This is a genomic window from Streptomyces lacaronensis (genome assembly GCF_047337785.1).
Classification (GTDB): domain Bacteria; phylum Actinomycetota; class Actinomycetes; order Streptomycetales; family Streptomycetaceae; genus Streptomyces; species Streptomyces lycopersici.
In genome coordinates this window covers 7,003,994-7,027,722 of the sequence record NZ_JBLHDK010000003.1, presented here as the reverse complement: position 1 = coordinate 7,027,722, position 23,729 = coordinate 7,003,994, and the positions used below count along the sequence as shown (strand labels likewise).

Below are 23,729 nucleotides of genomic sequence, written 5' to 3'. Positions count from 1 at the left end.
TGTTGGGCTGAACGGGGGGCTTTCGGGGGTGCCTCGCCATGGCGTCGTCCTATTCGGTGGGCGTTCAGATGATGGTGTGAGGAACCATCCGTGCCGCTTCGACCGATGGGATGCGCCGTGCCCCGGTTCAGCGTCATCGTGCCCGCATACGAGGTCCAGCCGTATCTGAGTGACTGTCTGCGGTCCGTGCTGGAGCAGGACTTCACGGACCTGGAGCTGATCGCGGTCGATGACCACTCGCCGGACGCCTGTGACGCGATCATCGACGAGGCCGCCGAGCGGGACCCGCGGGTGCGGGCCGTGCATCTGGCGGAGAACGCGGGTCTCGGGCGGGCGCGGAACGCCGGGATCCGGCGGGCCACCGGGGACTATCTGCTCTTTCTCGACGGGGATGACACCCTCGCCCCCGGCTCGCTGCGCGCCATCGCCGACCGGCTGGCGCGGACCGGCGAGCCGCAGGTGCTGGTCTTCGACTACGCGCGGGTGGACTGGACGGGTGACGTCGTACGGAACGTCCGGGCCGAGTTGCTCCGGGAGGGGGAACCCGGACGCGTCCGGCAAGTCTTCCGGCTCGATCAGCGGCCGGAGCTGTTGGGGCTGCTGATGGTCGCCTGGAACAAGGCGTATCGGCGGGACTTCGTCCGTGAGCGGGAGTTCGCCTTTCCGGCCGGGTTCTACGAGGACACGCCCTGGACCTTTCCCGTGCTGCTCAGCGCGGAGTCCATCGCCGTCCTGGACCGGGTGTGCGTCCACTACCGGCAGCGGCGGCGCGGCGGGATCCTGCGCACCACCAGCCGGGGCCATCTCGATGTGTTCGACCAGTACGACCGGGTGTTCCGGTTTCTCGACACCCGGCCCGAACTGGCCCACTGGCGCCCGGCGCTCTTCCGGCGGATGGTCGACCACCTCGGCGTGATCGCCGCCGCGCCGGACCGGCTGCCGGTGCGGGCCCGGGCCGAGTTCTTCCGCCGGGCGGGTGCGCACCACCGGCGCTACCGGCCGTACGGCGCGACCGCACCGTCCGGGCGCGCCCGGTGGCGGTGTCTGCTGCTCAGGCTGGGTGCCGGCCATGTGTATCAGCTGCTGCGGGGTGGCGACCGGATGTGGCGGAGTGCCGTCGCCATGGCCCCGGTCGCGTATGCCCGGCTGCGCGCGGCCGCGCTGTGGGTGCATTACCGGGTGCAGCTGTGCCTCCCTCCCGATCCCCGGCTCGCCGTCTTCGCCGCGTACTGGCACAGGGGCTACGCCTGCCATCCGGCGGCCATCGAGGCGAAGGCGCGCGAGCTGGTGCCGGGGGTGCGCACCGCCTGGATCACCACCCCCGAGTACGCCCACACCCTGCCGCCCGGGGTGCGCCGGCTGCACCCCGGCTCGGCCGCGTACTGGACGGCGCTGGCCCGCGCCCGCTTCCTCGTCAACAACGTCAACTTCACGCCGGGGATGCGCAAGCGCCCCGGGCAGATCCATCTCCAGACCCACCACGGCACCCCGCTCAAGCACATGGGCCTGGATCTGCGGGACCGCCCGGCCGCCGCCCGTGGCATGGACTTCGGCAAGCTGCTGGAGCGGGTGGACCGCTGGGACTACAGCCTCTCCGCCAACCGCCACACCACCCTGGTCTGGGAGCGGGTCTACCCCTCCGGCTACACCACACTCCCCTACGGCTCGCCGCGCGACGACGTCTTCCAGCACGCCACCGAGGACGATGTGGCCCGGCTGCGCGCCCGGCTCGGCATCCCCGCGGGCACCGTGGCCGTGCTGTACGCCCCGACCCACCGCGACTACCAGCGCCGCCCCGTGCCGCGGCTGGACCCGGAGCGGGTGGCCCGCGCGCTGGGACCCGGGTTCACGCTGCTGGTCAGGCCGCACTACTTCCACGCTCCGGACGGAGCCATGGGGAGTGCGGGTGGCCGGGTACTCGATGTCTCGGGGCACGGCCGGGTGGAGGAGCTGTGCCTGGCGGCGGACGCGCTGCTGACGGACTACTCGTCCATCATGTTCGACTACGCCAACCTCGACCGCCCCATCGTCATCCACGCCGACGACTGGGACGCCTATCGCGCCGCCCGCGGCGCCTACTTCGACATCACCGCCGCCCCGCCCGGCCCGGTCTCCCACACCGAGGACGAGCTGATCGCCCTCTTCGCCACGGGCGCCTGGTGCGGTCCGCGCTCGGCCGCCCTGCGCGCCGCGTTCCGGGCCCGCTTCTGTCCGTACGACGACGGGCGGGCGGCCGAACGCGTGGTGCGCCGGGTGTTCCTCGGCGAGCACCCCGAACTGCTGCCGCCCGTCATCCCGCTCGCCGAGCGCCGTCCCGCCCCCGCCGCCGTGCGCGCCATTCCGCACGGTCCCGACCGTCCCGTCGAGGCCCGGACGGCGCCACGGGCCGGGGCCGTGTGCACCCCACCAGCCGCCTCACCAGCCGCCTCACTCCCCCATCGGAGCCGCCCCCACTAGCCCCCGCACCCCGCCCCGCCTCGACGCGCCCCGCCCCGTCCGACGCGCCCCGCCCCGCCTCGACGCGCCCCGTTCCGACGCCCCGACCCAGGACGCACATGCCCCTCACCGCACCGCCCGCCGCCCCCCGCCCCTGGCTCGCCGACCCGCCGCCGCTGGTGCACGGATACCGGCGTACGGTCCCGCTGCCGCTGCGCCGCGCGGTCGTCGCCATGACCGGCCCCGGGCTGCGCCGGGCGGCCATGCGGGGCCTCGGCGGGCTGTCGGCCGCCTCCGGCACGCTGCGGCTGCGCCGGGCGCGGCGGCGGATGCGGCGGGCCGGACTGCTGGCCGGGTCCGGCCGGATGGTGATCGCCGACCGAGGGGGCGGCGCCCTCGTGGCGACCCTGGCCCCCTCCCCCACCCCGCTGTTCGCGCGCGCCGAGAATCTGCGGCTGGTGTGCGAGGCCCTGGACCGGGCCCGGATCGACCACTTCGTGGTCCGCTGCTACAGCAACGTCGGCTCGGCCGTGGGCGTCCGGGCCGATCAGCGGGCCGAGGTGGTCAAGGCGCTGGCCGCGCTGTGCGCCGAGGAGGCGGGGTACGTCTCACTGCCCCCGCGGCGCGGCCACCCGGCGGCCCCGCCCCGGCTCGGCAGTACGCGAGGGGCCTGGCGGCGGCTGGCCGCCGCCCCCGTGGTCCGTTTCACCCGCTTCCACACCGGACCGGGCGGACGGCTGGTCCTCGGCCCGGCGCACGGCTGCGACATCGAGTTCTGGGAGCCGGGCGGGCAGGGCGAGGAGCGGGTGCTGATCGCGCCGCGCTTCAACCGCACCACCGCGTCCGTACCGCTCGTGGGCGAGCCGGTACGCGCCCCCGACCAGCTGTTCACCCGGCTCGCCCCGCCCGTCGGCTGGCAGCCGGGGCCGCTGGTGCGCACCCGCCCGGAGTTCCTGACCCGGCTGCCGGACGAGGTCCGCTTCCCCATCGACGTCGTCTACACCTGGGTGGACGGCTCGGATCCGCAGTGGCAGCGGCGGCGGGCGGCCCTCGCGGGCACCGGCTATCACGCCCAGGCCGCCAACGCCGCCCGCTACGCCAACCGCGACGAGCTGCGCTACTCGCTGCGCTCGCTGTACCTGTACGCCCCCTGGGTGCGCCACATCTATCTGGTGACCGACCGTCAGGTGCCCGACTGGCTGGCCGTCTCGCACCCGGGGATCACCGTCGTGGACCACCACGACATCTTCGACGACCCCGATCTGCTGCCCACCTTCAACTCCCACGCCATCGAGACCCGGCTGCACCACATCGACGGACTCGCCGAGCACTTCCTCTACTTCAACGACGACGTCTTCCTCGGCTCGCCGGTCACCCCTCAGGACTTCTTCCTGGCCAACGGCGTCTCCAAGTTCTTCCCCTCCCGCGCGCTGATCCCGCTGACCCCGGTGGGCCCCGGCGACGTGCCCGTATCGGCGGCGGGCAAGAACAACCGGGCGCTGCTGGAGGAGCGGTTCGGCCCGGCCGTCACCCAGAAGATGAAGCACACCCCGCACGCCCTGCGCACCAGCGTGCTCGCCGAGATCGAGAAGGAGTTCCCGGACGCGGTCCGCGCGACCATGGCCAGCCGGGTGCGCTCGACGTCGGACATCTCCGTACCGTCCTCGCTCCACCACTACTACGCGTTCCTGACCGGGCGCGCGGTCCCCGCCCATCTGCGCTACGACTACTTCGACCTGGCCCAGCCCACCATCCGCACCCGGCTGGCCAGACTGCTGCGGGCCCGCCACTGCCAGGCGTTCTGCCTCAACGACACGGTCTCCTCCGAGCACGACCTCGAGGACCAGCTGGCGTTGGTCCGCCCCTTCCTCGACGCCTACTTCCCCCTCCCCAGCCCGCTGGAGCGGGCCGTCACCCGACAGGAGACGCGGCAGCCATGCCCCTCGCCATCACCCTTCCCCTGAACCCGGACGTCCTCGATGCGGGCGGGCCGTATCCGCGGGCGCTCAATGTGCTCAGCCGCAAACAGACCGCCGTACAGCGGCAGTTGCGGCGCGCCGGGCTCGCGGGCTACGAGCCGACCACCCAGGCCACCTTGCTGGCCCTGGCCCAGCAGGCGCCCGAGGGCAGCGCGGTGTACGACATCGGCGCGCACATCGGGCTCTACTCGGCGCTGATCAGCGCGGTGTACGGGGACGGCGGGCGCGGGCCGCGGGCCATCGCCTTCGAGCCGACCCCGGAGACGGCCGCCCTGTGCCGCCGGATCCGGGAGTGCAACCGGCTCGGCTTCGAGGTGCAGCAGACCGCGCTGGCCGATGAACCGGGCACCGCCGAGCTGTACTTCTCCCTCAAGTCGGAGTCCTCCAACTCGCTGAACCCGGCCCACCGTCGGCACACCGAGTCGGTCACGGTGCCGGTCACGACGGTCGACGCGTTCACCGGGGAGCGCGGTCTCGCCCCGCATCTGATCAAGATCGACGTGGAGACGTCGGAGGCGGCGGTGTTGCGCGGGTCGTACGACACGATCCGTCGCCACCGGCCGTGGATCGTGTGCGAACTGCTCCCCGGCGCGGACCACACCGCGCTGCGCACCGCCCTGGCGCCGCTGACCGCCATGGACTACGGCCTCCACCCGATCACTCCGGAGGCGCCCTGGCACCGCTACGACGAGACCACGTACGGGTCCGCGGTGAGCGGTCAGTGCCGCGACTGGCTGCTGGCGCCGCGGCCGCTGACGCCCGCCTTCCACCGGGTGGTGCGGCGGTGGTTGATCGCGATTCTGGCGTGCGACGAGACGACGAACATCATCACGACGGACAAGGCGTCCTTCCCCTACGGGTGGAACGCGCCGTACCGCTCGCCGCGGGGTGCGGTGCGGGTGCCTCGTACGGGCCCGCGCGGAGCGGCGCGCGTCCCGCTCACGGGGCTGCTGCGGCTGGCGGGCGCCGCGGCTCTGGCGCGGCGCGCCGTCGTCCCGGCTCGGCGGGCGCCCGGTGCGCAGGCTACGGGGAGCGGGTCGTTGCGGGGGTGAGGTGAGTGGCGGGGGCGGGTTCGCGCGGGGTGGCTTTCCCCACCCCGCCCCTTCCCGAAAGACGGGGCTCCGCCCCCTCACCCCGCCGGGGCTCCGCCCCGGACCGCGGAGTGGTTCGCCGCGGGGGCCGCTTACTGACGGCGCTGGCCCAGGACGCAGAACTCGTTACCTTCGGGATCCGCCAATACGACCCACGACTGATCACCCTGGCCGATGTCAACTCGCTGTGCGCCGTGCGCCACCAGACGAGCCACCTCGGCGTCCTGGTCATCGGGCCTGAAGTCGAGATGCAGTCGGCTCTTGGCCTTCTTGCTCTCATTAATCCGGACGAAATCCAACCCTGGCACGCGATCCGGCTCCGGGCGGATCTCGAACTCGTCATCGGAGGAGTGGACCACAACCCAGCCAAGAGCCTCGGCCCACCACTGCCCCAAGGCCACCGGATCTTCCGAGTGAACGATTACCTGTTCCCATTCCAAGGTCATCCGCAGAGCTTAGACGCGCCAGGCCTCGGAAAACCATCGGTTCAGTGCGCGGGCCCCGCCCGCACATAGCGCTCCAGGCGGATGCCGGGCAGGCACAGCGAGTACGCCGGCCGGAAGTGCCCCCTCAGCACGGCCGCCTTCGGGCCGCGTGTCTCCGGTTCATCGGCCGCGATCAGCCATGCCGAACCGGCCCCGTTCAGCCGTCGCAGCAGCTCGGCGGGGCCGACGTCGACCCCGTAGAGCGTGCCGGAGGCCGGGCCGGGGGTGCTCAGCGCGATGTCGCGCAGCCCGGCGAGGGGGCGCGGATAGGCGATGGCGATCCGCCGTTCCTTGGGCGGGTCGTACAGCACGGGCTCACCCGGCCGGGTCAGCCGCCCCACCGCGGCGGACAGCGCCGCCAGGTCGTCCTGACGGCTCAACGGTTCCCGCTCCCTCTGGTGCAGGGGGAGCTGCCAGACGAACGCGCAGCCGACCGCGAGTGCCCCGGCCGCGGCGACCACGGCGCGGTGGCGGCCGGACACCGCCTCCGCCAGCCGGTCCGCCCCGGCCGCGGCCAGTAGCGGGATGCCCGCCAGGGCGAAGAGGAGATAGCGCTCGTGGAAGCAGGGACGGTGGAGGGCCAGGGCGAAGAGGAGGACGGGCGGGACGCAGATCAGGGGCAGGGCCACCGCGGTCAGCGTCCGCCGGCGGGGGCGGACCACGGCGATCGCGATCAGCAGCAGGTTGACGGCGAGGACGAGCGCGCTGGGCCCCGCGAACTCCTCGGCCACCGCCCACAGCCGACCCGGCGTCGGATGGCGTATCCAGGCGATCTGCGCGCTCTGCCGCCGGGCCACCAACGCCAGCGGCACCACCGCCCCCACCGCCCCGGCCGCCGCGCTCCCCCAGCCCCACCACACCCGGCGCGGGGCGCGCGAGACGAGCAGGGTCAACGCGTGCGCGGCGAGCATGAGCACCGCGAACACGTGCAGCAGCCCGGTCGCGGCCACCACTCCCCCGTACGCCGCCCAGCGCCACCCCGCCGTATGGCCCCGCGCCTCGGGCCCGCCCGGACCCGGCCCCGGCGCGAGGCGGGGAACGTCGCCGCGGACCGGTACGGCCGAACGGACCCGTGTGGCCGACGCCGCCCCGGGGGCGGGCGTTGGGGGCACACCTGGCGCGGGACCGGGCGCGCGAGCCGGACCGCGCGCGGGACGGCCCGCCCGTTCGCCCGTTCGGCCGACAGCCCTACCGCCCGTCCGGCTGCCCGCTCTGCTCGTCCCCGGCGCCGGCCACGCCGCGCCCACCAGCAGGTACGTCGCCCCCGCCGCGCTCGCCGCGACCAGGGCGTAGGAGCGGCCCTCCTGGGCGTAGTGGGTGACCACGGGCGTGGTCGCGTAGAGCAGACCGGCCCACAGGCCCACCCGGGGGCGGGCGAGGCGGCAGCCCAGGGCGGCGACGAGGGCGGTGGCGGCCATGGCGGCGAGCACCGAGGGCAGACGCATGGCCACCTCGGCGGGCCACAGGGCCAGGACCGGGTGCATCAGCAGGTAGTAGAGCCCGTGGACGGCGTCCACGGTGCCGAGCGCGTCGCGGATCTGAGGGAGGGTCCGCCGGGCCATCTGGTACGTCACGGACTCATCGCGCCACATCGTGCCCCGGTCCAGACCCCACAGCCCCAGCCCGAGCACGACGGCCGTCGGGAGCACGATCGCCGTCTGCTGGGAGATCCCGCGCTTCCTCACGCCCAGCCTCACTCTCACTCACGACAACGAAAGGCATAAATACGACTATTCGCCTACAGTGTGCAATCAGGACGACTCATCCGCCGCGAAGGGCACGCGTCATGAACCGCCTCGGTATCGAAAGCCCCCGCGGTCTCGTGGCCTTCGCCGCGCTGACCGGGTGTCTGGTGGCCATGGCGGTGGCGGCGCTCACCGGCGCCGGAGGGGTCTTCGCGGCCGCCGGGCTGGCCGGGTGCGGCTGCGAGCTGCTGCTGCACCGCACCGCGCCGGGGCTGATGACCCGTCTGGGGCGGCTCCACATGGGTGCCACGTCACGCTTCGAGTTCCGCTGCGTGCTGCTGCTCCTGCTGCTCGGCCGACTCCATGTCACCGGGCCCATCGGACTGGCCGCGGCCATGACGCTGGTGCTGTGTCTGCTCGCCGGTCAGGCCCTGCACGCCGCGCTCACCACCCTCATCCGGCGGCGCCGCGCCCTCGCGGTCGCGGCCCGCAACATCGATCTGCGCCGACTGGACATCAGCGACCGGCCGCCCCGCAGACTCACCGAATGGCCCGGTCAGCGGATCCTGGTCTACGAGCTGTCCGCCCTGCTCGGGCTCACCGCGTCGCTGACGACCGGCGACGCCCGCTGGGTGGTGGCGGCGCTCACCCTCGCCGCCGGTTCCTCCCTGATCACGGTGGTGGCGCTCGTTCCGTACCTGGTCCGGGCCACCCGACGGCTGCCCGGCGCCGCCGAGGTGCTGGCCGAGGTGGACGCCTGGCTGATCCGTCACCGCCCCCGCACGGTGCTCTACTTCTCCGGCCCGCGCGACCGCGCCGACCAGGTCACCCGATGGCTGGGGCCCGTGGCCGCGCTGCACACCCCGTCCCTGGTCATCCTGCGCGAACGGGAACTGCTGGAGGCCCTGGAGCCGACCCCGCTGCCGGTGCTGTGCGTGCCGAGCGCCGCCCATCTGTCGCAGCTGGACCTGAGCGGGGTGCGGGTCGCGCTCTACCCCGCCAACACCGGCCGGAACATCCACCTCCTGCGGATCCCCACCATGCAGCACGTCTTCCTGGCCCCCGGCGACGGCGACGAGACCGCCGCCGTCGATCCGTACAGCAAGGTCTACGACCAGGTGTGGGTCGCGGCCGAGGCGGGGCGCCGCCGCTATGTGCGGGCCGCGGTCGGTGTCGAGGAGGCCGACATCGTGGAGATCGGCCGCCCCCAGCTCGACGGCCTGCACGTCGCGGGAGCCGGTCATGCCCCCGCGCCGACGCCCACGGCCACGCCCCTGCCCACCGTGCTGTACGCGCCCACCCGTGACCTGGCGGCGGGTGAGCCGATCGTACGGGCCCTGCTGGAGACCGAACGCCCGGTCCGGTTGCTCTACCGGCCGCATCCGCCCGCCGGCCACCGCTCCCCCGAGGACCACGCCGCCCACCGCCGTATCGTCGCCCTGATCCAGGCAGCGAACGAGCGGCGCGCCACGGAGGCCCTCGCGGCGAACGCCCTCGGCAAGGGCGCCTTCACCGCCGACGCCGTCAGCGCGGACGCCCTCGCCGCCGAAGCCCTCGGCGGGGACGCCGTGGCCCCGGACGCCTTCGGCGAAGAGCCCGACGACGCCCAGCCCCCGGATACCGACGCCCCGCACACCGACACCCCGCACACCGAAGCCCTCCGCGCCGAAGCCGCCCGCCACCGCGCCGAGTTGACCAAGCGCATGGCCGCGCTCGACGCCCGTCTGCGCCGGGCGGACGCCGACGAGGCCATGCTCACCAGAGATCGTGCCGCACCCGATCCGGCCCTGCTCACCGAGGCCGAGGGGCTGCGCCGGGAGTGGCACCAGGCCCACTGGGCGGCCTCACCACCCTGGCTCCACCAGGTGATCGAGGGGGACGCCCCCACCCTCCACTCCTGCTTCGACCAGGCGGATCTGCTGATCGGTGACCCCTCCGACGTGGTCGGCGACTTCCTCGCCACCCTCAAGCCGTACGCCCTCACCGTCCCGGCGGGTCTCGACGAGGAGGAGTTCCGGCGGCAGAACGTCATGGCCAGGGCGGCCTATCCGCTCGGTCCGGGGGCATCAGGAATGCAGAACCTCCTGCGCCCGCTCTTCGACCCCTCCCTCGACGAGCTGCGCACCGCCCGCCGCGAGGTGAGGGAGTTTCTCCTCGGCCCCGCCACACCACCGTCCATCCAGCGCTTCACCGACGCCGTCGACGCGCTCGCCGAGAAGGGAGAGGCGGTCGTCCGGCTGCGCGACCTCCACACGGCCTCGCCGCCCGGCGCCGGACGCTGGTCCATCACCCGGTAGCACGGCATCCCCCATGTACGGCACGCGGTAACACGACCTCCCATACGTACGGCACCCGGTAACACGACGCCCCACACGTACCGCATGCGGTGCCACGACACCCCACATCCACGTCACCCGGCAGCAGCACTTCCCACACCCGGACCTCACCCCAGGCCCTCACCATGAGCTTCCATCCCCGGCCCTGTCCCCAGGCCCCGTCCCAGGAGCCCCCCACTCCCACGCCTCCTGAGCCCCCCGCACACCTTCCGGAGCCAGCATGCCGCGCAACCACCGCCCCGGCCCACCTCCCCGTGTCAGCGTGATCGTCCCCGCCCGTGACGCCATGCCCGGAATCACCCGGGCCGTCACCTCCGCCATGGAGCAGACCCTCGGGCTCAGCCGCCTCGACATCATCGCCGTCGACGACGGATCGGCCGACGGCACCGCGGAGGAGCTGGACCGGCTCGCCGCCGACTGCCCCTCGCTCCATGTGGTCCGCGACCCCCGCCCCTGCCGCGGTGGCGCCGGCGGCCTCCGCAACACCGGACTGGCGCGCGCCACCGGCGACTTCGTCTTCTTCCTGGACGCCGACGCCCGGCTGGCGCCCGACGCGTTGCGCCGTATGGTCGCGATGGCCGACCAGAACGGCACCGACGTGGTCCTGGGCAAGATGGTCTCCCCGGACGGGCGCGGCGTTCCCAAGGCGGTCTTCCGCCACAACCAGCTGCGCACCGACGTCCACAGCTCCCACGCCTACGCCAGCCTGGAGCCGTGCAAGCTGTTCCGCCGCTCCCTGATCGAGCGGCTGCGGCTGCGCTTCCCCGCCCACGTCCGCCACGGCGAGGGCAAGCCCTTCACCGCGGCCGCCTATCTCAACGCCTCCGGGATCTCCGTCGTCGCCGACTACGACTGCTACCACCTGGGCCCGGACCCGGGCCGCGCCGCCCCCGGTCTCGCCGAGCGCGTCGAGGCCATGCGGCCGCTGTTCGAGACCGCCGCCCGGCACACCCGGACCGGCGCCCGCCGCGACGCGGTGATGCGCCACCACATCCGGCGCGAGCTGTGTCCGGCCCTGCGCGCGCTGCCGCGCGAGGACGAGACCGAGGTCCGCGAGCGGTTCCTGCCCGAGCTGCGCCGCTGGGCGCTGGCCCACTGCTCCGACACGCTCTTCCCCACCCTCACCGCGCCCGAGCGGCTGATGGTCCATCTGCTGCGCACCGGCCGCTTCGAGGATCTGCTGTCCGTCGTGCGCAACGCCGAGCGGGACGCCCGGTGCGGCCATCTGGTCGAGAAGGGCAGCGTCTACTGGCTGCACCCCTTCTTCCGCGACCCCGACGCCGAAGTCCCCGACGCCTGCTTCGACGTGACCGACCGACTACCGGTCCGGCACCACCTCGCGGGCGCCGGCTGGCACGGCCGCAGCACCCTGCGGGTGCGCGGCCGGGCGGCGATCGACGGGCTGGCGGCCGACCCCGAGGAGGACCGCGCCGAGCTGGTGCTGCGCCGCCGCGAGGCGCGGGACGAGGTGCGGATCCCGGTGGACGCCGCGGAGGACGACCCCGCGCGGTTCGAGGCGGACGTGGACATCGCCACCGCCGACGGCGGCACACCGCTGCGCCCCGGCGTCTGGGACGTCTTCCTCGACGTCCGCGCCCAGGGCATCAGCCGCACCGTACGGTTCGGCAACCGCCATGACGACCTGCTCGACATCGGCACCGCGCGCCGGGTGGTGGCCGCCGGGCCCGGGCTGCGCGCCCGGGTCACGCCGTACTTCACCAGCCCGTACCGCAATCTCTCCCTCGACATCGGCCCGGCCCCGCGCGGGGCGCCCTGCGAGGTGACGGAGGCCGTGTGGCACCCGTCGGACAAGGGCACCCTCGTCGTCGCCGGACGGCTGCTGCCGCCCGGCACCCCGGCGCGCGGGCGGGTGCTGCGGCTGCGCGCCGAGCACACCGACGGACGGGTCCACGACCATCCGGTGCGATTCGCCGCCGGGCATCCGGCGGGGGCCTTCACCGCCCGGCTGCCGGTGCGGGACCTGGGCCGCGGCCGGTGGACGGTGACGCTGGCCGTCGTCGGCCCCGGCGACGCCCAGGGCCCCGGGCGCGCCGCGCCCGCCGCGCCCGTGCCGCCGCCCGCCCGGCTGCCCGGCGCCCGCTGGGTGCGGCGCGGCCGGCCGTACTACGCCAAGCCGCTCATGGGGCGCGGCGAGGTGACCCTGGAGCTGCGGGTGGCCCCGGTCCGGCTGCTCGCCGCCGTACGCAACCGGCTGGGGCTGAACTGACCGACGCCTGCCCGCGGCAGGCTGTTCCCCCACCCGCCCAGCCGGACCTGGCCACGCTCACCCTCCCAGCCGCCGCCGCACCCCCGTGACGACCTTGATCGGAGCCACCTCCAGCCCCAGGGCCCGCGCCGGGCCCAGGGCCACCGGCTTGGCGTAGTACGGACGGCAGCCGAAGCGGAGCCAGCGGGTGGCGGCCAGCCGGCCGAAGTACGGCACGATCGCGGTGCGGCGCGGCCCGTCCTCCCCGGCCCCTTCCATGATCAGCGTCAGCGTCCAGCAGCCCGCGCCCAGACGGCCGATCGGCAGCCGGGCGGTGAAGACGGTCGCGGAGCCGCCCTGCTCGGTGCGGACCGGCACCTCGTGCACCGCGCCCGTCCCCGTCTCGGCGCGCAGCCGCAGCGCCCCGCCGTCCCGCACCGCCTCCTCGGTCAGCCGTCCGCCGACCAGCAGCGTGTCGCGGGTGCGCCAGATGGTCCGGAGCACCTGGCAGGGCGGGTCGAGGGGATGGGCCACCTCGCCGACGTCGAGCGAGAGATTGCCGTACGGGGTGAAGTACGGCACCACCGTCACCGGACCCTGGGAGGTGGTGACGCGGCGCCGGGTGGGATGGGTGACCTCACCGCCCTCGCGGCGGTTGCCGAACCGCACCGTGCGGCTGACGCCCTGGGCGCGGACGTCCAGGTAGATGTTCCACAGCCCCCGCTCCAGCGGGGCGCCGCCGTCCGCGGTGGCCGGGTCGATCTCGGCGGTGAAGCCCGCCATCCCGTACCGCCGCCCCTCGCCCGGCAGCGGATGGGCGGCCGGGCACGGTGTGGTGGGCAGCCGGACCTCGGGGCGGTCGGCCCGGTACTTGCGCAGCACGATCTCGGTGGCCGGGTCGAGGGAGTCCACGTCCTCGACATACGCGTGCCCGGCCAGCCGCAGCACCCCGCCGTGCCAGCTCGCCGCCTCCAGGTGGTGCCGGACCGGCAGCCGGTCGGTCACGTCGAAGCAGATGTCGGGGACGGCGGCGGCGTGGTCGCGGAAGAAGGGGTGCAGCCAGTAGACCCGGCCCTTGTCGACGAGATGGCCGCGCCGCTCGTCCGCCCCGGCGTTCCGGGCCACGGTCAGCACATCGTCGAAGCGGTCGGCGCGCAGCAGATGGATCAGCAGCCGGTCGGGGGCGTCGAGCCTTGGAAAGAGGGCGTCGGTCACCCAGGTGCTCGCCCAGTGCCGGAACTCGGGGAAGAACCGCTCCCGCGCGTCCTTTTCGCTCTCGCGGGGCAGCAGGGCGCGCAGCGGACCGCACAGCTCCCACTCCACATGGCGGCGCATGATCTGGTCCCGGCGCGGGCCCGGCTCCAGATAGCGGGCCACGGTCTCGAAGCACAGCCGGGTGCCGTCCATGCGGTGGGCGAGGTCGGAGGCGGTGAGGGTGAGGTTGGTGCGGTTCTCGCGGTAGCGGACGTAGTAGCAGTCGTAGTCGGCGACCACGGAGATACCGGAGGCGTTGAGGTAGGCGGCCGCGGTGAACGGCTTGTCCTCGCAGTTTCGGTAGGGCGGGAAGCGCAAGCGCAGCCGCTCGATGAGGGAGCGGCGGAACAGCTTCCACGGGCCCAGGGTCAGATAGGCGTGGGAGGAGAAGACGTCCGTACGGGGCTGATTGCGCTGGAAGACGGCCCGGGGCACGGCCCGTCCGCCCACCGAGGCGATCTTGCCGAGGACGATGTCGGTGCCGTGGGCGTCGGCCATGGCGAGCATGCGGCGCAGCGCGTCCGGGCCCAGATAGTCGTCGGAGTCGAGGAAGAAGACGAAGTCGCCCCGGGCGTGGTCCAGTCCGGTGTTGCGGGGGACGCCCGCGCAGCCGGAGTTCTCCTGGTGGATGACGTGGAGCGCGGGGCAGGTGCGGGCGAGCCGCTCCAGCTCCTCGCCGGTGCCGTCGGTCGAACCGTCGTCCACCGCGATGATCTCGACCCGGTCCTGCCCCAGGGTCTGGTCCATCGCGGAGGTGACGGCCCGGGTCAGCTCCGGCAGGGCGTTGTAGGCGGGGATGATCACACTGACACGAGGTCGGGACAGAGCGGGCATGACGGCCTCCTGACTCCGGGCTCTCGACGGGTCGGGGTCGGGGTCACACGGCGGACCGGGGCCACATGGCCGGTCAGGGACACACGGCGGACCCGGGACACACGGCGGACCGCCGGACCGCGCGGCGGATCGGTCACTCGGCGGTGAGGAGGCCGCCGCGGGGCCCGGCCGGGGCGCTGTCCGCCAGGGGCCGTGGCTGTGGCGTGGGGGCGAGCGGGAGCGCGATGTCCTGGCCCAGCATCAGGGCCCGTACCACCCGCTCGGCCGCGTGGCCGTCGTCGAACCGGCAGAAGCGGGCCCGGAAGGCGGTCCGCAGCGCGGTCGCGTCCCCGTCGCACCAGCGGCCCTCACGGAAGACCTCGACCAGCTCCCGCTCGCTGCGGGCGACGGCTCCCGGGGTCTCGCCGGGGGATCCCGACAGCAGGTCGAAGTAGACACCGCGGGAGGAGCGGTAGATGTCCCAGTCGTCGGCGTAGATCACGACGGGCCGGTCCAGCAGGGCGTAGTCGAACATCATCGACGAGTAGTCGGTGATCAGCGCGTCGGCCGCCAGGCACAGCTCCTCCACCGACCGGTGGCGCGAGACGTCGATCACCGGCCCGGCCTCCTGGAGCCGGGCCAGCTCGTCATCCGGCCGGTAGGAGTAGTGGGCCCGCACCAACAGCGTGGTCTCCGGGCCGAGTTCGCGGCTGAGCCGCTCCAGGTCCAGCCGGGGGGTGAACCCCTTCTGGTAGTCGCGGAGGGTGGGCGCGTAGAGGAGGGCGGTGTTCCCGGCCGGGATTCCCAACTCCTCACGGATCCGCCGGATGTCCTCCTCGGTCGCGGTGAAGAAGACGTCATTGCGCGGATATCCGTACTCCAGCAGCCGGTACCCCGCGGGGTAGACCCGCTCCCAGATCTGGCTGGAGTGCGGATTGGAGGAGAGGGCGAAGTCCCAGCGGTCGATGCGCTTGAGCAGATTGCCGAAGCTCATCCCGCCCGCGGCGGCGGGATAGCGCTGCTGGTCCAGGCCCATGCATTTGAGTGGGGTGCCGTGGAAGGTCTGCAAATGCACCGTGCCCGGCCGCTTCACCACCTCATTGGGGAAGTTGACATTGTTGATGAGGTATTTCGCGCGGGCCACCGTGCGGTAGAAGTCGCGGGTGCCGGTGACGACGTAGTCGACGCCTTCCGGAAGGTTCTCGATCTCCGACTTCTTGACCGCCCACACCCCGTGGATCTCCGGCGCCAGCTCCCGCGCCTTCTCGTAGATCGCCCCCGGATTGCAGAGCACCCCACGGCCCCAGTACGCGGAGTAGACGGCCAGATGGGGGTCAACGGGCCGCTGCCGGTGCAGCCGGTACAGGCCCTGCTTGGCGCGCGCCGCCAGCGGCGGCCGGACGGTCCGGCGCAGCTTGCGGGCCCCGGCGGCCGCCCGTACGGCCAGTTCGTGCTCGCGGTAGCGGAGGAAGGAGCCGGACGCCAGCGCCTCGAACCGCCAACGGCCCTCGACCGGCGGGGTGAACCCGGCCGGGAGATGGGCGCGGTACCACTCGGCGGCCCGCGCGAAGAAGCGCGGCCGGTCCGCCGTAGCCACCCGGGACGTCCGGTCCAGACAGAACAGGAAATGCGATACGGCCCGCTCGAAGAGCAGCGGGCGCAGCGGCTCCAGATGCGGCCGGTCGTCGAGGAAGTCGAAGAGCCGGGCGTACTGCTGGAAGATGACGAAGTGCTTCTCGCCGGGGCTTCCCGTACTGGCCCCGACCCGCCGCTGCCGGTATTCCAGGCCCACCAGGTCCACACAGGCTATTCGGCGCGCGGTGAGCATCGTCTTGTACGAGAGCAGGGCGTCCTCGTAGATGCCCTCGCTGAACGCGAAGCCGTGGCGGATGTAGAAATCCCGGTGGTAGACGCGATTGGACGACATCGCGAACAACCGAAGGAATTCCGGGCGTTCGACGGCGGAGAAGACATCGGTGCCCGCCGAGGCCAGCAGTTCCCCGAAGAGGCTGGGCGCCCTGCGCTCCGACCAGTAGGTGCGCACATGGTTGAAGTAGAGGATCTCCGGGTCGTGGGTGAGGGCGAGCCGGTCGGCGAGGCCCTGGAGGGTGCCCGGGGCGAGGGTGTCATCTCCGTCCAGGAAGAGCAGATAGTCCCCGCTCGCCCGCTCCACCCCGGCGTTACGGGCCCGGCCAGGACCGGAGTTGATCCGCTGGTGCACGGGCACGACCCGGCTGTCGCGCGCCGCGTACGCGTCGATGATCGCGCCGCAGTGGTCCGGTGAGCGGTCGTCCACGGCGACCACCTCGAGGTCGGGATACGACTGCGTCAGCACGGAGTCCAGGCAGGCGCTCAGATAACCCTGGACGCGATAGGCGGCGATGACGATGGTGAAGCGGGGCATAAGGCTCCTCGGGACGCGGTGGCGGTTCGAGGCGCGAAGCACTCACTGACCACCCACGCTAGGTGGGTTCGTCCCGGTATGCCCGCTCGGTCGTTGGAGGGGCGCCCAAGCGGGTGACAAACGCCCCCGGCGGACCTGAAGTCCACCGGAGGCGCCGTGGGGTGTGCCGACCGCGTCAGCCGTATGCCGACCGCGCGTCAGCTGTGGGTGCGCAGCAGCGTCCGCATCGTCCGCATCGCGACCGACAGATTGGCCAGGTCGAAGGTCTCCGACGACTGAATCTCATCGAGCGTGGTGCGGGCCCGCTGGAGGATCGCGGCGTTCTTCTCCTCCCACGCCTTGAAGCGCTGCTCGGGCGTGGAACCGCCGTTGCCCACCGACAGCACATCGGCGGTCAGGGCGGCCTGGGCCGCGTACAGATCCTCGCGGATGGAGACCCGGGCCATGGACTGCCACCGGTCCGCGCGCGGCAGCTCGATGATCCGTTCCATCAGCTGGCTGATCCGCAGCCGGTCGGCCAGGTCGTAGTAGACCTCGGCGACCGCCAGCGGGTCCTTGCCGGTGCGGTCCGCGATGGCCACGATGTCCAGTGTCGGGAAGGCCGAGGAGAAGCCCGCCACCCTGGTGGCCAGATCCTCCGGGACGTGCGCCCCGGTCAGATCGTCGTAGATCCGCTGGTACCACTCAATGTCGGAGCCGCGCAGCAGCTTGGGCAGCTGCGCCCGGACCGCGCCGACCCGCTCGCCGAAGAAGTCGATCGTCTCGGCCAGCTCGAGCGGCTGCGGCCGGTTGTTCAGCAGCCAGCGGGTGCCGCGCTCGACCAGCCGGCGCGAGTGCAGCCGCATCCTGGTCTGGATGTCGGCGTCGACGACCGTGTCCAGCGCCTCGGCCTCGTCCCACACCTGGTTCAGCTCGAAGATCGCGCGGGCCGCGGTCTGGGCCCGCACGACCTCCTCGGTGGAGGCCCCGGTCTCCTCCCGCATCCGGTGCAGGAAGGTCGTACCGGCGGTGTTGACGGTGTCGTTGACCAGCACCGTGGTGATGATCTCGCGCCGCAGGGCGTGGCCGTCGATGTGCTCGGGGAACCGCTGCCGCAGCGCCTGCGGGAAGTATGCGTGCAGCAGCCGCTGGAGGTACGGGTCGTCGGGCAGCCCGGTGGTGATCAGCTCATCGGCCACCGTGATCTTGACGTAGGCCAGCAGCACGGCCAGCTCGGGCTGGGTCAGACCGCGCCCGGCGGAGAGCCGCTCACGGATCTGGCGGTCGGTGGGCAGGAACTCCAGCGCCCGGTCCAGCCGTCCCTCGCGGCCCAGGCGGCGCATCAGCCGCTGGTGGGCGTGGAGCAGGCTGTGGGCCTGGGCGATGGAGTTGGCCAGCGCCACGTTCTGCGCGTAGTTGTTGCGCAGCACCAGCGCGCCGACCTCGTCGGTCATCTCGGCGAGCAGCTTGTTGCGCTGCTTGAGGGTGAGGTCGCCCTCGGTGACCAGGGCGTTGAGCAGGATCTTGATGTTCACCTCGTGGTCGGAGGTGTCCACACCGGCGCTGTTGTCGATCGCGTCGGTGTTGATCCGGCCGCCGTTGGAGGCGAACTCGATCCGGCCGAGCTGGGTCAGGCCCAGGTTGCCGCCCTCGCCGACGACCTTGACCCGCAGATCCTGGCCGTCCACCCGGATCGCGTCATTGGCCTTGTCGCCGACATCGCCGTTCGATTCGGTGGACGCCTTGACGTAGGTGCCGATGCCGCCGTTCCACAGCAGGTCCACCGGGGCCTTGAGGATCGTCTTCATCAGATCGGCCGGGGTCATCTTGGCGATCCGCTTCTCGATCCCGAGCGCGGCCCGCACCTGCGGGGTGATCGGGATGGCCTTGGCCGTACGGGGGTGGATCCCGCCGCCCGCCGACAGCAGCTCGGCGTTGTAGTCCTCCCACGAGGAGCGCGGCAGCTCGAACAGGCGGCGGCGCTCGGCGTAGGAGGTCGCCGCGTCCGGGTTGGGGTCCAGGAAGATGTGCCGGTGGTCGAAGGCGGCGACCAGCCGGATGTGCTCGCTCAGCAGCATCCCGTTGCCGAACACGTCACCGGACATGTCGCCGACGCCCACGACCGTGAAGTCCTGGGACTGGGTGTCATGGCCCAGCTCGCGGAAGTGGCGCTTGACCGACTCCCAGGCACCACGGGCGGTGATGCCCATGCCCTTGTGGTCGTATCCGGCGGAGCCGCCGGAGGCGAAGGCGTCCCCGAGCCAGAAGCCGTACGCCTGCGCCACGTCGTTGGCGATGTCGGAGAAGGTCGCGGTGCCCTTGTCGGCGGCGACGACGAGATAGGTGTCGTCCCCGTCGTGGCGGACCACGTCCTTCGGCGGCTCGACCTGCCCGGCGACCAGGTTGTCGGTGATGTCGAGCAGACCGGAGATGAAGGTCTTGTAGCAGGCGATGCCCTCGGCCATCCAGGCGTCGCGGTCCACGGACGGGTCCGGCAGCCGCTTGCCGACGAAGCCGCCCTTGGCACCCACCGGCACGATGACCGTGTTCTTCACCATCTGCGCCTTGACCAGGCCGAGGATCTCGGTGCGGAAGTCCTCACGCCGGTCGGACCAGCGCAGACCGCCGCGCGCGACCTTGCCGAACCGCAGGTGCACACCCTCGACCCGCGGCGAGTAGACCCAGATCTCGTACGCCGGGCGGGGCGCGGGCAGATCCGGCACGGCCTGCGGGTCCAGCTTGATCGACAGGTAGTCGTGGGGCTTGTCGTGGGCGTTCCGCTGGAAGTGATTGGTCCGCAGCGTCGCCTTGATCAGAGTGAGGAAGGAGCGCAGGATGCGGTCCTCGTCCAGCGAGGCCACCTGGTCCAGCGCCGCGTCCAGCTCCTCCAGCAGCGCGTCGGTCAGCTCCAGCCCCGCCCGCTGCCGCTCCGGCGACATCCGGGCCTCGAAGAGCGAGACCAGCAGCCGGGTGGTGTGCACATTGTTGCGGAGGGTGTCCTCCATGTACGACTGGCTGAAGGTGGAACCGGCCTGCCGCAGGTACTTGGCGTAGGCCCGCAGCACCATCGCCTGCCGCCAGTCAAGACCCGCGCCCAGCACCAGCTGGTTGAAGTCGTCGCTCTCGGCCTGGCCGGTCCACACCGCGGCGAACGCGTTCTGGAAGCGCTCACGGGCGTCGTCGGCGAGGGCCTCGCCCTCACGCAGCGGCAGCCGCAGCCCGAAGTCGTAGATCCAGGCGGTGGTCTTGTCCGAGCAGCGCAGCTCGTACGGGCGCTCGTCCACCACCTCGACCCCGAGGGTGTTGAGCACCGGGAGCACCGCGGACAGCGAGATCTGGGCCCCGGCCCGGTAGATCTTGAAGCGGCGCTCGGCGTGGGCCGCGCCCACCGGCTCGTAGAGGCTGAGCGCGAAGTCCTGTCCGCAGTCCTTCAGCCGCTCCAGGTGCTGGAGGTCGGCGACGGCGCCGCGCGGGGTGTGGTCCGCCTTGTAGCCCTCGGGGAAGGCGTTCTGGTAGCGGCGGAGCAGCTCGGCGGCGCGCTCCTCGCCGACCTCGGAGACCAGCGCGTCGGTGAAGCCGTCGGCCCAGGAGCGGGCGGCCTCGATCAGCCGGCTCTCGATCCGCTCCACATCGGAGTCGGTGAGGTCGGGCAGCTCGGTGCCCGGCTGGACACGGACCACGAAGTGCAGCCGCGAGAGCACCGATTCGGTGTGCAGGGCGGTGAAGTCGACCGGCGGACGGCCGCTCAGCTCCTCCAGCAGGATGTCGGTCAGCCGCAGCCGCACATCGGTGGTGAAACGATCGCGCGGAAGGTAGACCAGCGCGGAGTAGTAGCGCCCGTACTCGTCCTGGCGCAGGAACATCCGCAGCCGGCGGCGCTCCTGGAGGTAGAGCACGCTGGTGGCGATCGAGCGGAGCTGGTCGACCGGGGTCTGGAACAGCTCGTCGCGCGGGTAGGTCTCCAGGATCTGCATCAGGTCCCGGCCGTCGTGGCTGTTGGCCGCGAAGCCCGCGCCCGCGAGCACCTCGTCGACCTTGCGGCGGATCACCGGCACCCGGCGCACCGACTCGGTGTACGCGGCGGACGAGAACAGCCCCAGGAAGCGGCGCTCGCCGATCACATTGCCCTCGGCGTCGAACTTCTTCACGCCGATGTAGTCGAGGTACGAGGGGCGGTGGACGGTGGCGCGGCTGTTCGCCTTGGTCAGCACCAGCAGCTTGCGCTCGCGCGCCTTGGCACGGGCGTCGGCCGGCAGCCGGTTGAAGGCCTGGGACACCGGGGTGCCGGGGCCCGCGTGGGCGCTCTCGTCGGTGTCCTTGTGCTGCGGGTCGGAACGCAGGATGCCGAGGCCGGTGCCGGGCACCGCGGTCAGCGCGTCCTCCTCGCCACCGGCCTCGGTGGGGACCTGCGTCAGCTCGTACTCGCGGAAGCCGATGAAGGTGAAGTGGTCGTCCGCGAGCCAGCGCAGCAGCTCACGGGCCTCCTCCACCTCCTCCTCGCGGACCTCGGCGGCCTTCGGCTCGTCCGGCAGGCCCTCGGCGATGCGCAGCGCGGAGTCGCGCATCTTCTCCCAGTCCTCGACGGCCTCGCGGACATCGGACAGGACGCGCACCAGATCGGCGGTGATCTGCTTCAGATCGCCGCGGTCGGTCTCGCGATCGGTCTCGACATGGATCCAGGACTCCACGACCGCGTCATGCGGGAGCTTCTTCCGGCTCTTCCGGGACGGGCCGTCCGGGGAGACGTCGAGCAGCTCGATCAGCTTGCCGGTGATGTCACGGCGCACGATCACCTGCGGGTGGATCACGACATGGATGCCGCGCCCCTGGCGGGTGAGCTCGTTGGTGACCGAGTCGACCAGGAACGGCATGTCGTCGGTGACCACCTCGACCACGGAGTGGCTGCAGGTCCAGCCGTGCTCCTCGACGGTCGGGGTGTGCACCCGGACGTTCGCCGTGCCCTGCGGACGCACCTCGGCGAGCCGGTAGTGGGAGAGCGCCGCCCCGAAGACATCGACCGGGTCGCGGTCGGCGAGGTCCTCTGGAGGTGTGTGCAGGTAGTAGTGCTGGAGGTATGCGGTCAGGGTCTCCGGTCCTGGGCCCTGCACCGGTTGCCCCCCGGCAGGGCTGTTCTCAGCGACCCGGGCGGCCCGTTCGAGCAGCTCGGCCTTGGCTTCGTCCAGCTTGGTCTGCATGTCCTCTGGCTCCTGTCGCGCGCCGTTGCGTGACATCGATGGCGGTGGCATGACGCCGCGACGCGAAAAATCCGGTCGTGGACGACGGTATGCCGGATCGGGAAATGGCCAGGGTGTACTCGGCCGTAAGTGACCAAGGCCCCACGCGCCACGGGTCAGCGGCGGCTCGGGCCCGGGCCTGGTGGGGCGCCGGGCGCGGAGCGAGGGCCTCGTTGCCCTCACGGACTATCGCGCTGATCACGCAGTAAGGCTATCGCTCCACCCCAGGGGGTCGTCATGAGCCGTTCGTGTACAAAACCGGGCCCTGAAGTTTGACGAAATGGACAGCGACCGGGAGGCGCGCACGGGCCGATGATGCGCCGCTCACGCACCCTTGGCAAAGCGCGGGCGCGGATGCACCGTGATCTGGACGGTGGTAAGCACGGTGGTAGGCGTGGACCTGGAGGTGCGTGGCATGGCTGCGAAGATCCTGCTGGTGACCGGCGACGCGGCCGAATCGCTGGAGGTGCTCTACCCGTACCAGCGGCTGCGCGAGGAGGGGTACGAGGTCCATATCGCGGCCCCGAGCCGCAAGACGCTGCGCCTGGTGGTCCATGACTTCGAGGAGGGCTTCGACACCTACACCGAGAAGCCGGGCTATACGATCCCCGCCGACCTGGCCTTTTCCGAGGTGGACCCCGGGCAGTACACCGCCCTGGTGATCCCGGGCGGCCGGGCCCCGGAGTATCTGCGGAACGACCCCGAGCTGCGCAAGATCTGCAAGGCGTTCTTCGACGCGGACAAGCCGGTGGCGCAGATCTGCCACGGCCCGCTGCTGACGGCGGCCGTGGGCGGCCTGAGCGGACGGCGGGTCACCGCGTATCCGGCGCTGGAGCCGGACATGCAGGCGGCGGGGGCGGACTACCAGGACGCGGAGGTCGTGGTCGACGGCACGCTGATCTCGTCGCGGGCGTGGCCGGACCATCCGGCGTGGATGCGGGAGTTCCTGGCGGCGCTGCGGTCGAAGGCGCCGGTGGTGTGAGGGCGGTGCGGCCCCGGGGGCATGCGTCTCACCGGGCTCACTCGTCTCACCAAGCTCACCGGGCTCGCCATCTCACGCAGCTCGCTCATCGCACTCATCTCACCCGGCTCACCTGGTTCACATGGCTCACCCGGCTCCCTCGTCTCACTCGTCGGCAATGCGCTCGGCCTCCCGTACGGCCTCCTCGAGCGTGTCCACGACCGGCACCCCCGCCGCCCCCAGGCTGGCCCGGCTGTGCGAACCGCCCGTGTAGAGAACGGCCCGCGCCCCCACGTGCCGCGCCGCCACCGCGTCGTCCAGGGCGTCCCCGATCACCACCATCCGCTGCGGCGGCATCCCTTCGAGCGCGGCGATATGGCGCACCATCTGCTCGGCCTTGCCGGTGTTGCTCTGCCCGGTGCGGCCGTCCACCCGGACGAAATGGCGCTCGATGCCATGCGTCCGCACCAGGGGGAGCAGATACTCATGCGGGGCCAGTGAACACAATGACTGGGTGAGACCCGCCTCCTGCCACTCGGTGAGCAGCTGCCGGGCGCCGATCGCCAGCCCGGCGGACTCGGCCAGCGCCCAGTAGTGCCGGTGGAACGCCTCGTCCATGACCGCCCACTCCTCGTCGGAGGGCAGCCGCCCCATCAGCCGCTCGTAGAAGCGGGGCACCGGGACGCAGTACAGGTCGCGATAGCGCTCGAGAGTGATCGGCGGCAGCCCGATCTCCTGGAACGAGGCGTTCGTCGCCGAGATCACGGCGTCGATGTCGTGGAGCAGCGTGCCGTTCCAGTCCCAGACGAGGTGCGTCACGTGGTTCTTCCCCATCCCACGACCGTACCCGGAGGGTCCGACAGCGG

12 protein-coding genes are annotated in these 23,729 nt (G+C 72.3%); 6 read left to right on the top strand and 6 right to left on the bottom strand.

What is annotated here, in order from left to right:
- Nucleotides 1–117 precede the first annotated feature (117 nt).
- The 3 genes from ACMTAK_RS30495 (at nt 118) to ACMTAK_RS30485 (ending at nt 5,467) form a co-directional block, all read left to right on the top strand.
- On the top strand, nt 118–2,457 hold the full coding sequence (locus tag ACMTAK_RS30495; protein ID WP_413813041.1) for a bifunctional glycosyltransferase/CDP-glycerol:glycerophosphate glycerophosphotransferase: 2,340 nt from the start codon (nt 118–120) through the stop codon (nt 2,455–2,457).
- A 98-nt stretch (nt 2,458–2,555) separates the two neighbouring features.
- Complete coding sequence (locus ACMTAK_RS30490) at nt 2,556–4,400, top strand: stealth family protein (RefSeq protein WP_413809141.1); 1,845 nt, start codon at nt 2,556–2,558, stop codon at nt 4,398–4,400.
- Nucleotides 4,373–5,467, top strand: a complete 1,095-nt coding sequence (locus ACMTAK_RS30485; RefSeq protein WP_413809140.1) for an FkbM family methyltransferase — start codon at nt 4,373–4,375, stop codon at nt 5,465–5,467. Before ACMTAK_RS30490 ends, ACMTAK_RS30485 begins: the two co-directional genes overlap by 28 nt.
- Before the next feature lie 131 nt (nt 5,468–5,598).
- Here the strand turns inward: ACMTAK_RS30485 and ACMTAK_RS30480 are convergent, their stop codons facing one another.
- Together ACMTAK_RS30480 and ACMTAK_RS30475 are read right to left on the bottom strand one after the other, a co-directional pair.
- A complete protein-coding gene (locus ACMTAK_RS30480) occupies nt 5,599–5,952 on the bottom strand; it encodes a VOC family protein (protein WP_413809139.1) in 354 nt (117 codons plus the stop codon).
- Between the two features lie 41 nt (nt 5,953–5,993).
- The gene (locus tag ACMTAK_RS30475; protein ID WP_413813040.1) at nt 5,994–7,583 is read right to left on the bottom strand and encodes a hypothetical protein; all 1,590 of its coding nucleotides are present in this window, start codon (nt 7,581–7,583) and stop codon (nt 5,994–5,996) included.
- Between the two features lie 194 nt (nt 7,584–7,777).
- On the opposite strand from ACMTAK_RS30475, the gene ACMTAK_RS30470 reads away from it, so the two are divergent.
- Nucleotides 7,778–9,973: a hypothetical protein gene (locus tag ACMTAK_RS30470; protein WP_413809138.1), complete on the top strand. Its 2,196-nt coding sequence runs from the start codon at nt 7,778–7,780 to the stop codon at nt 9,971–9,973.
- A gap of 259 nt (nt 9,974–10,232) precedes the next feature.
- Entirely contained in the window at nt 10,233–12,239 is a 2,007-nt protein-coding gene (locus ACMTAK_RS30465; protein WP_413809137.1) for a glycosyltransferase, read from the top strand.
- Between the two features lie 57 nt (nt 12,240–12,296).
- Here the strand turns inward: ACMTAK_RS30465 and ACMTAK_RS30460 are convergent, their stop codons facing one another.
- From ACMTAK_RS30460 to ACMTAK_RS30450, 3 genes are all read right to left on the bottom strand, one after another.
- A complete protein-coding gene (locus tag ACMTAK_RS30460) occupies nt 12,297–14,306 on the bottom strand; it encodes a glycosyltransferase family 2 protein (RefSeq protein WP_413809136.1) in 2,010 nt (669 codons plus the stop codon).
- A gap of 133 nt (nt 14,307–14,439) precedes the next feature.
- Nucleotides 14,440–16,689, bottom strand: a complete 2,250-nt coding sequence (locus tag ACMTAK_RS30455; protein WP_413809135.1) for a bifunctional glycosyltransferase/CDP-glycerol:glycerophosphate glycerophosphotransferase — start codon at nt 16,687–16,689, stop codon at nt 14,440–14,442.
- A gap of 197 nt (nt 16,690–16,886) precedes the next feature.
- Nucleotides 16,887–21,863 carry an NAD-glutamate dehydrogenase gene (locus tag ACMTAK_RS30450; RefSeq protein ID WP_413809134.1) on the bottom strand — a complete coding sequence of 1,659 codons (4,977 nt, stop codon included), beginning with the start codon at nt 21,861–21,863 and terminating at the stop codon, nt 16,887–16,889.
- A 454-nt stretch (nt 21,864–22,317) separates the two neighbouring features.
- Here ACMTAK_RS30450 and ACMTAK_RS30445 point away from each other — a divergent pair, with 454 nt between their 5' ends.
- Nucleotides 22,318–22,884 (top strand): DJ-1/PfpI family protein, encoded by a 567-nt coding sequence (locus ACMTAK_RS30445; RefSeq protein ID WP_044581853.1) that lies wholly within the window; start codon nt 22,318–22,320, stop codon nt 22,882–22,884.
- Between the two features lie 144 nt (nt 22,885–23,028).
- On the opposite strand, the gene ACMTAK_RS30440 is transcribed toward ACMTAK_RS30445, so the two are convergent.
- Nucleotides 23,029–23,697 (bottom strand): HAD family hydrolase, encoded by a 669-nt coding sequence (locus ACMTAK_RS30440; RefSeq protein ID WP_413809133.1) that lies wholly within the window; start codon nt 23,695–23,697, stop codon nt 23,029–23,031.
- Between the last annotated feature and the right edge of the window lie 32 nt (nt 23,698–23,729).

What these genes read in the sequence shown, in the direction of transcription:
- ACMTAK_RS30490 (WP_413809141.1), top strand. Translation starts at nt 2,556, where the DNA reads ATGCCCCTCACCGCACCGCCCGCCGCCCCCCGCCCCTGGCTCGCCGAC.
- ACMTAK_RS30485 (WP_413809140.1), top strand. Translation starts at nt 4,373, where the DNA reads ATGCCCCTCGCCATCACCCTTCCCCTGAACCCGGACGTCCTCGATGCG.
- ACMTAK_RS30480 (WP_413809139.1), bottom strand. Translation starts at nt 5,952, where the DNA reads ATGACCTTGGAATGGGAACAGGTAATCGTTCACTCGGAAGATCCGGTG.
- ACMTAK_RS30475 (WP_413813040.1), bottom strand. Translation starts at nt 7,583, where the DNA reads ATGTGGCGCGATGAGTCCGTGACGTACCAGATGGCCCGGCGGACCCTC.
- ACMTAK_RS30470 (WP_413809138.1), top strand. Translation starts at nt 7,778, where the DNA reads ATGAACCGCCTCGGTATCGAAAGCCCCCGCGGTCTCGTGGCCTTCGCC.
- ACMTAK_RS30465 (WP_413809137.1), top strand. Translation starts at nt 10,233, where the DNA reads ATGCCGCGCAACCACCGCCCCGGCCCACCTCCCCGTGTCAGCGTGATC.
- ACMTAK_RS30460 (WP_413809136.1), bottom strand. Translation starts at nt 14,306, where the DNA reads ATGCCCGCTCTGTCCCGACCTCGTGTCAGTGTGATCATCCCCGCCTAC.
- ACMTAK_RS30455 (WP_413809135.1), bottom strand. Translation starts at nt 16,689, where the DNA reads ATGCCCCGCTTCACCATCGTCATCGCCGCCTATCGCGTCCAGGGTTAT.
- ACMTAK_RS30450 (WP_413809134.1), bottom strand. Translation starts at nt 21,863, where the DNA reads ATGCAGACCAAGCTGGACGAAGCCAAGGCCGAGCTGCTCGAACGGGCC.
- ACMTAK_RS30445 (WP_044581853.1), top strand. Translation starts at nt 22,318, where the DNA reads ATGGCTGCGAAGATCCTGCTGGTGACCGGCGACGCGGCCGAATCGCTG.
- ACMTAK_RS30440 (WP_413809133.1), bottom strand. Translation starts at nt 23,697, where the DNA reads ATGGGGAAGAACCACGTGACGCACCTCGTCTGGGACTGGAACGGCACG.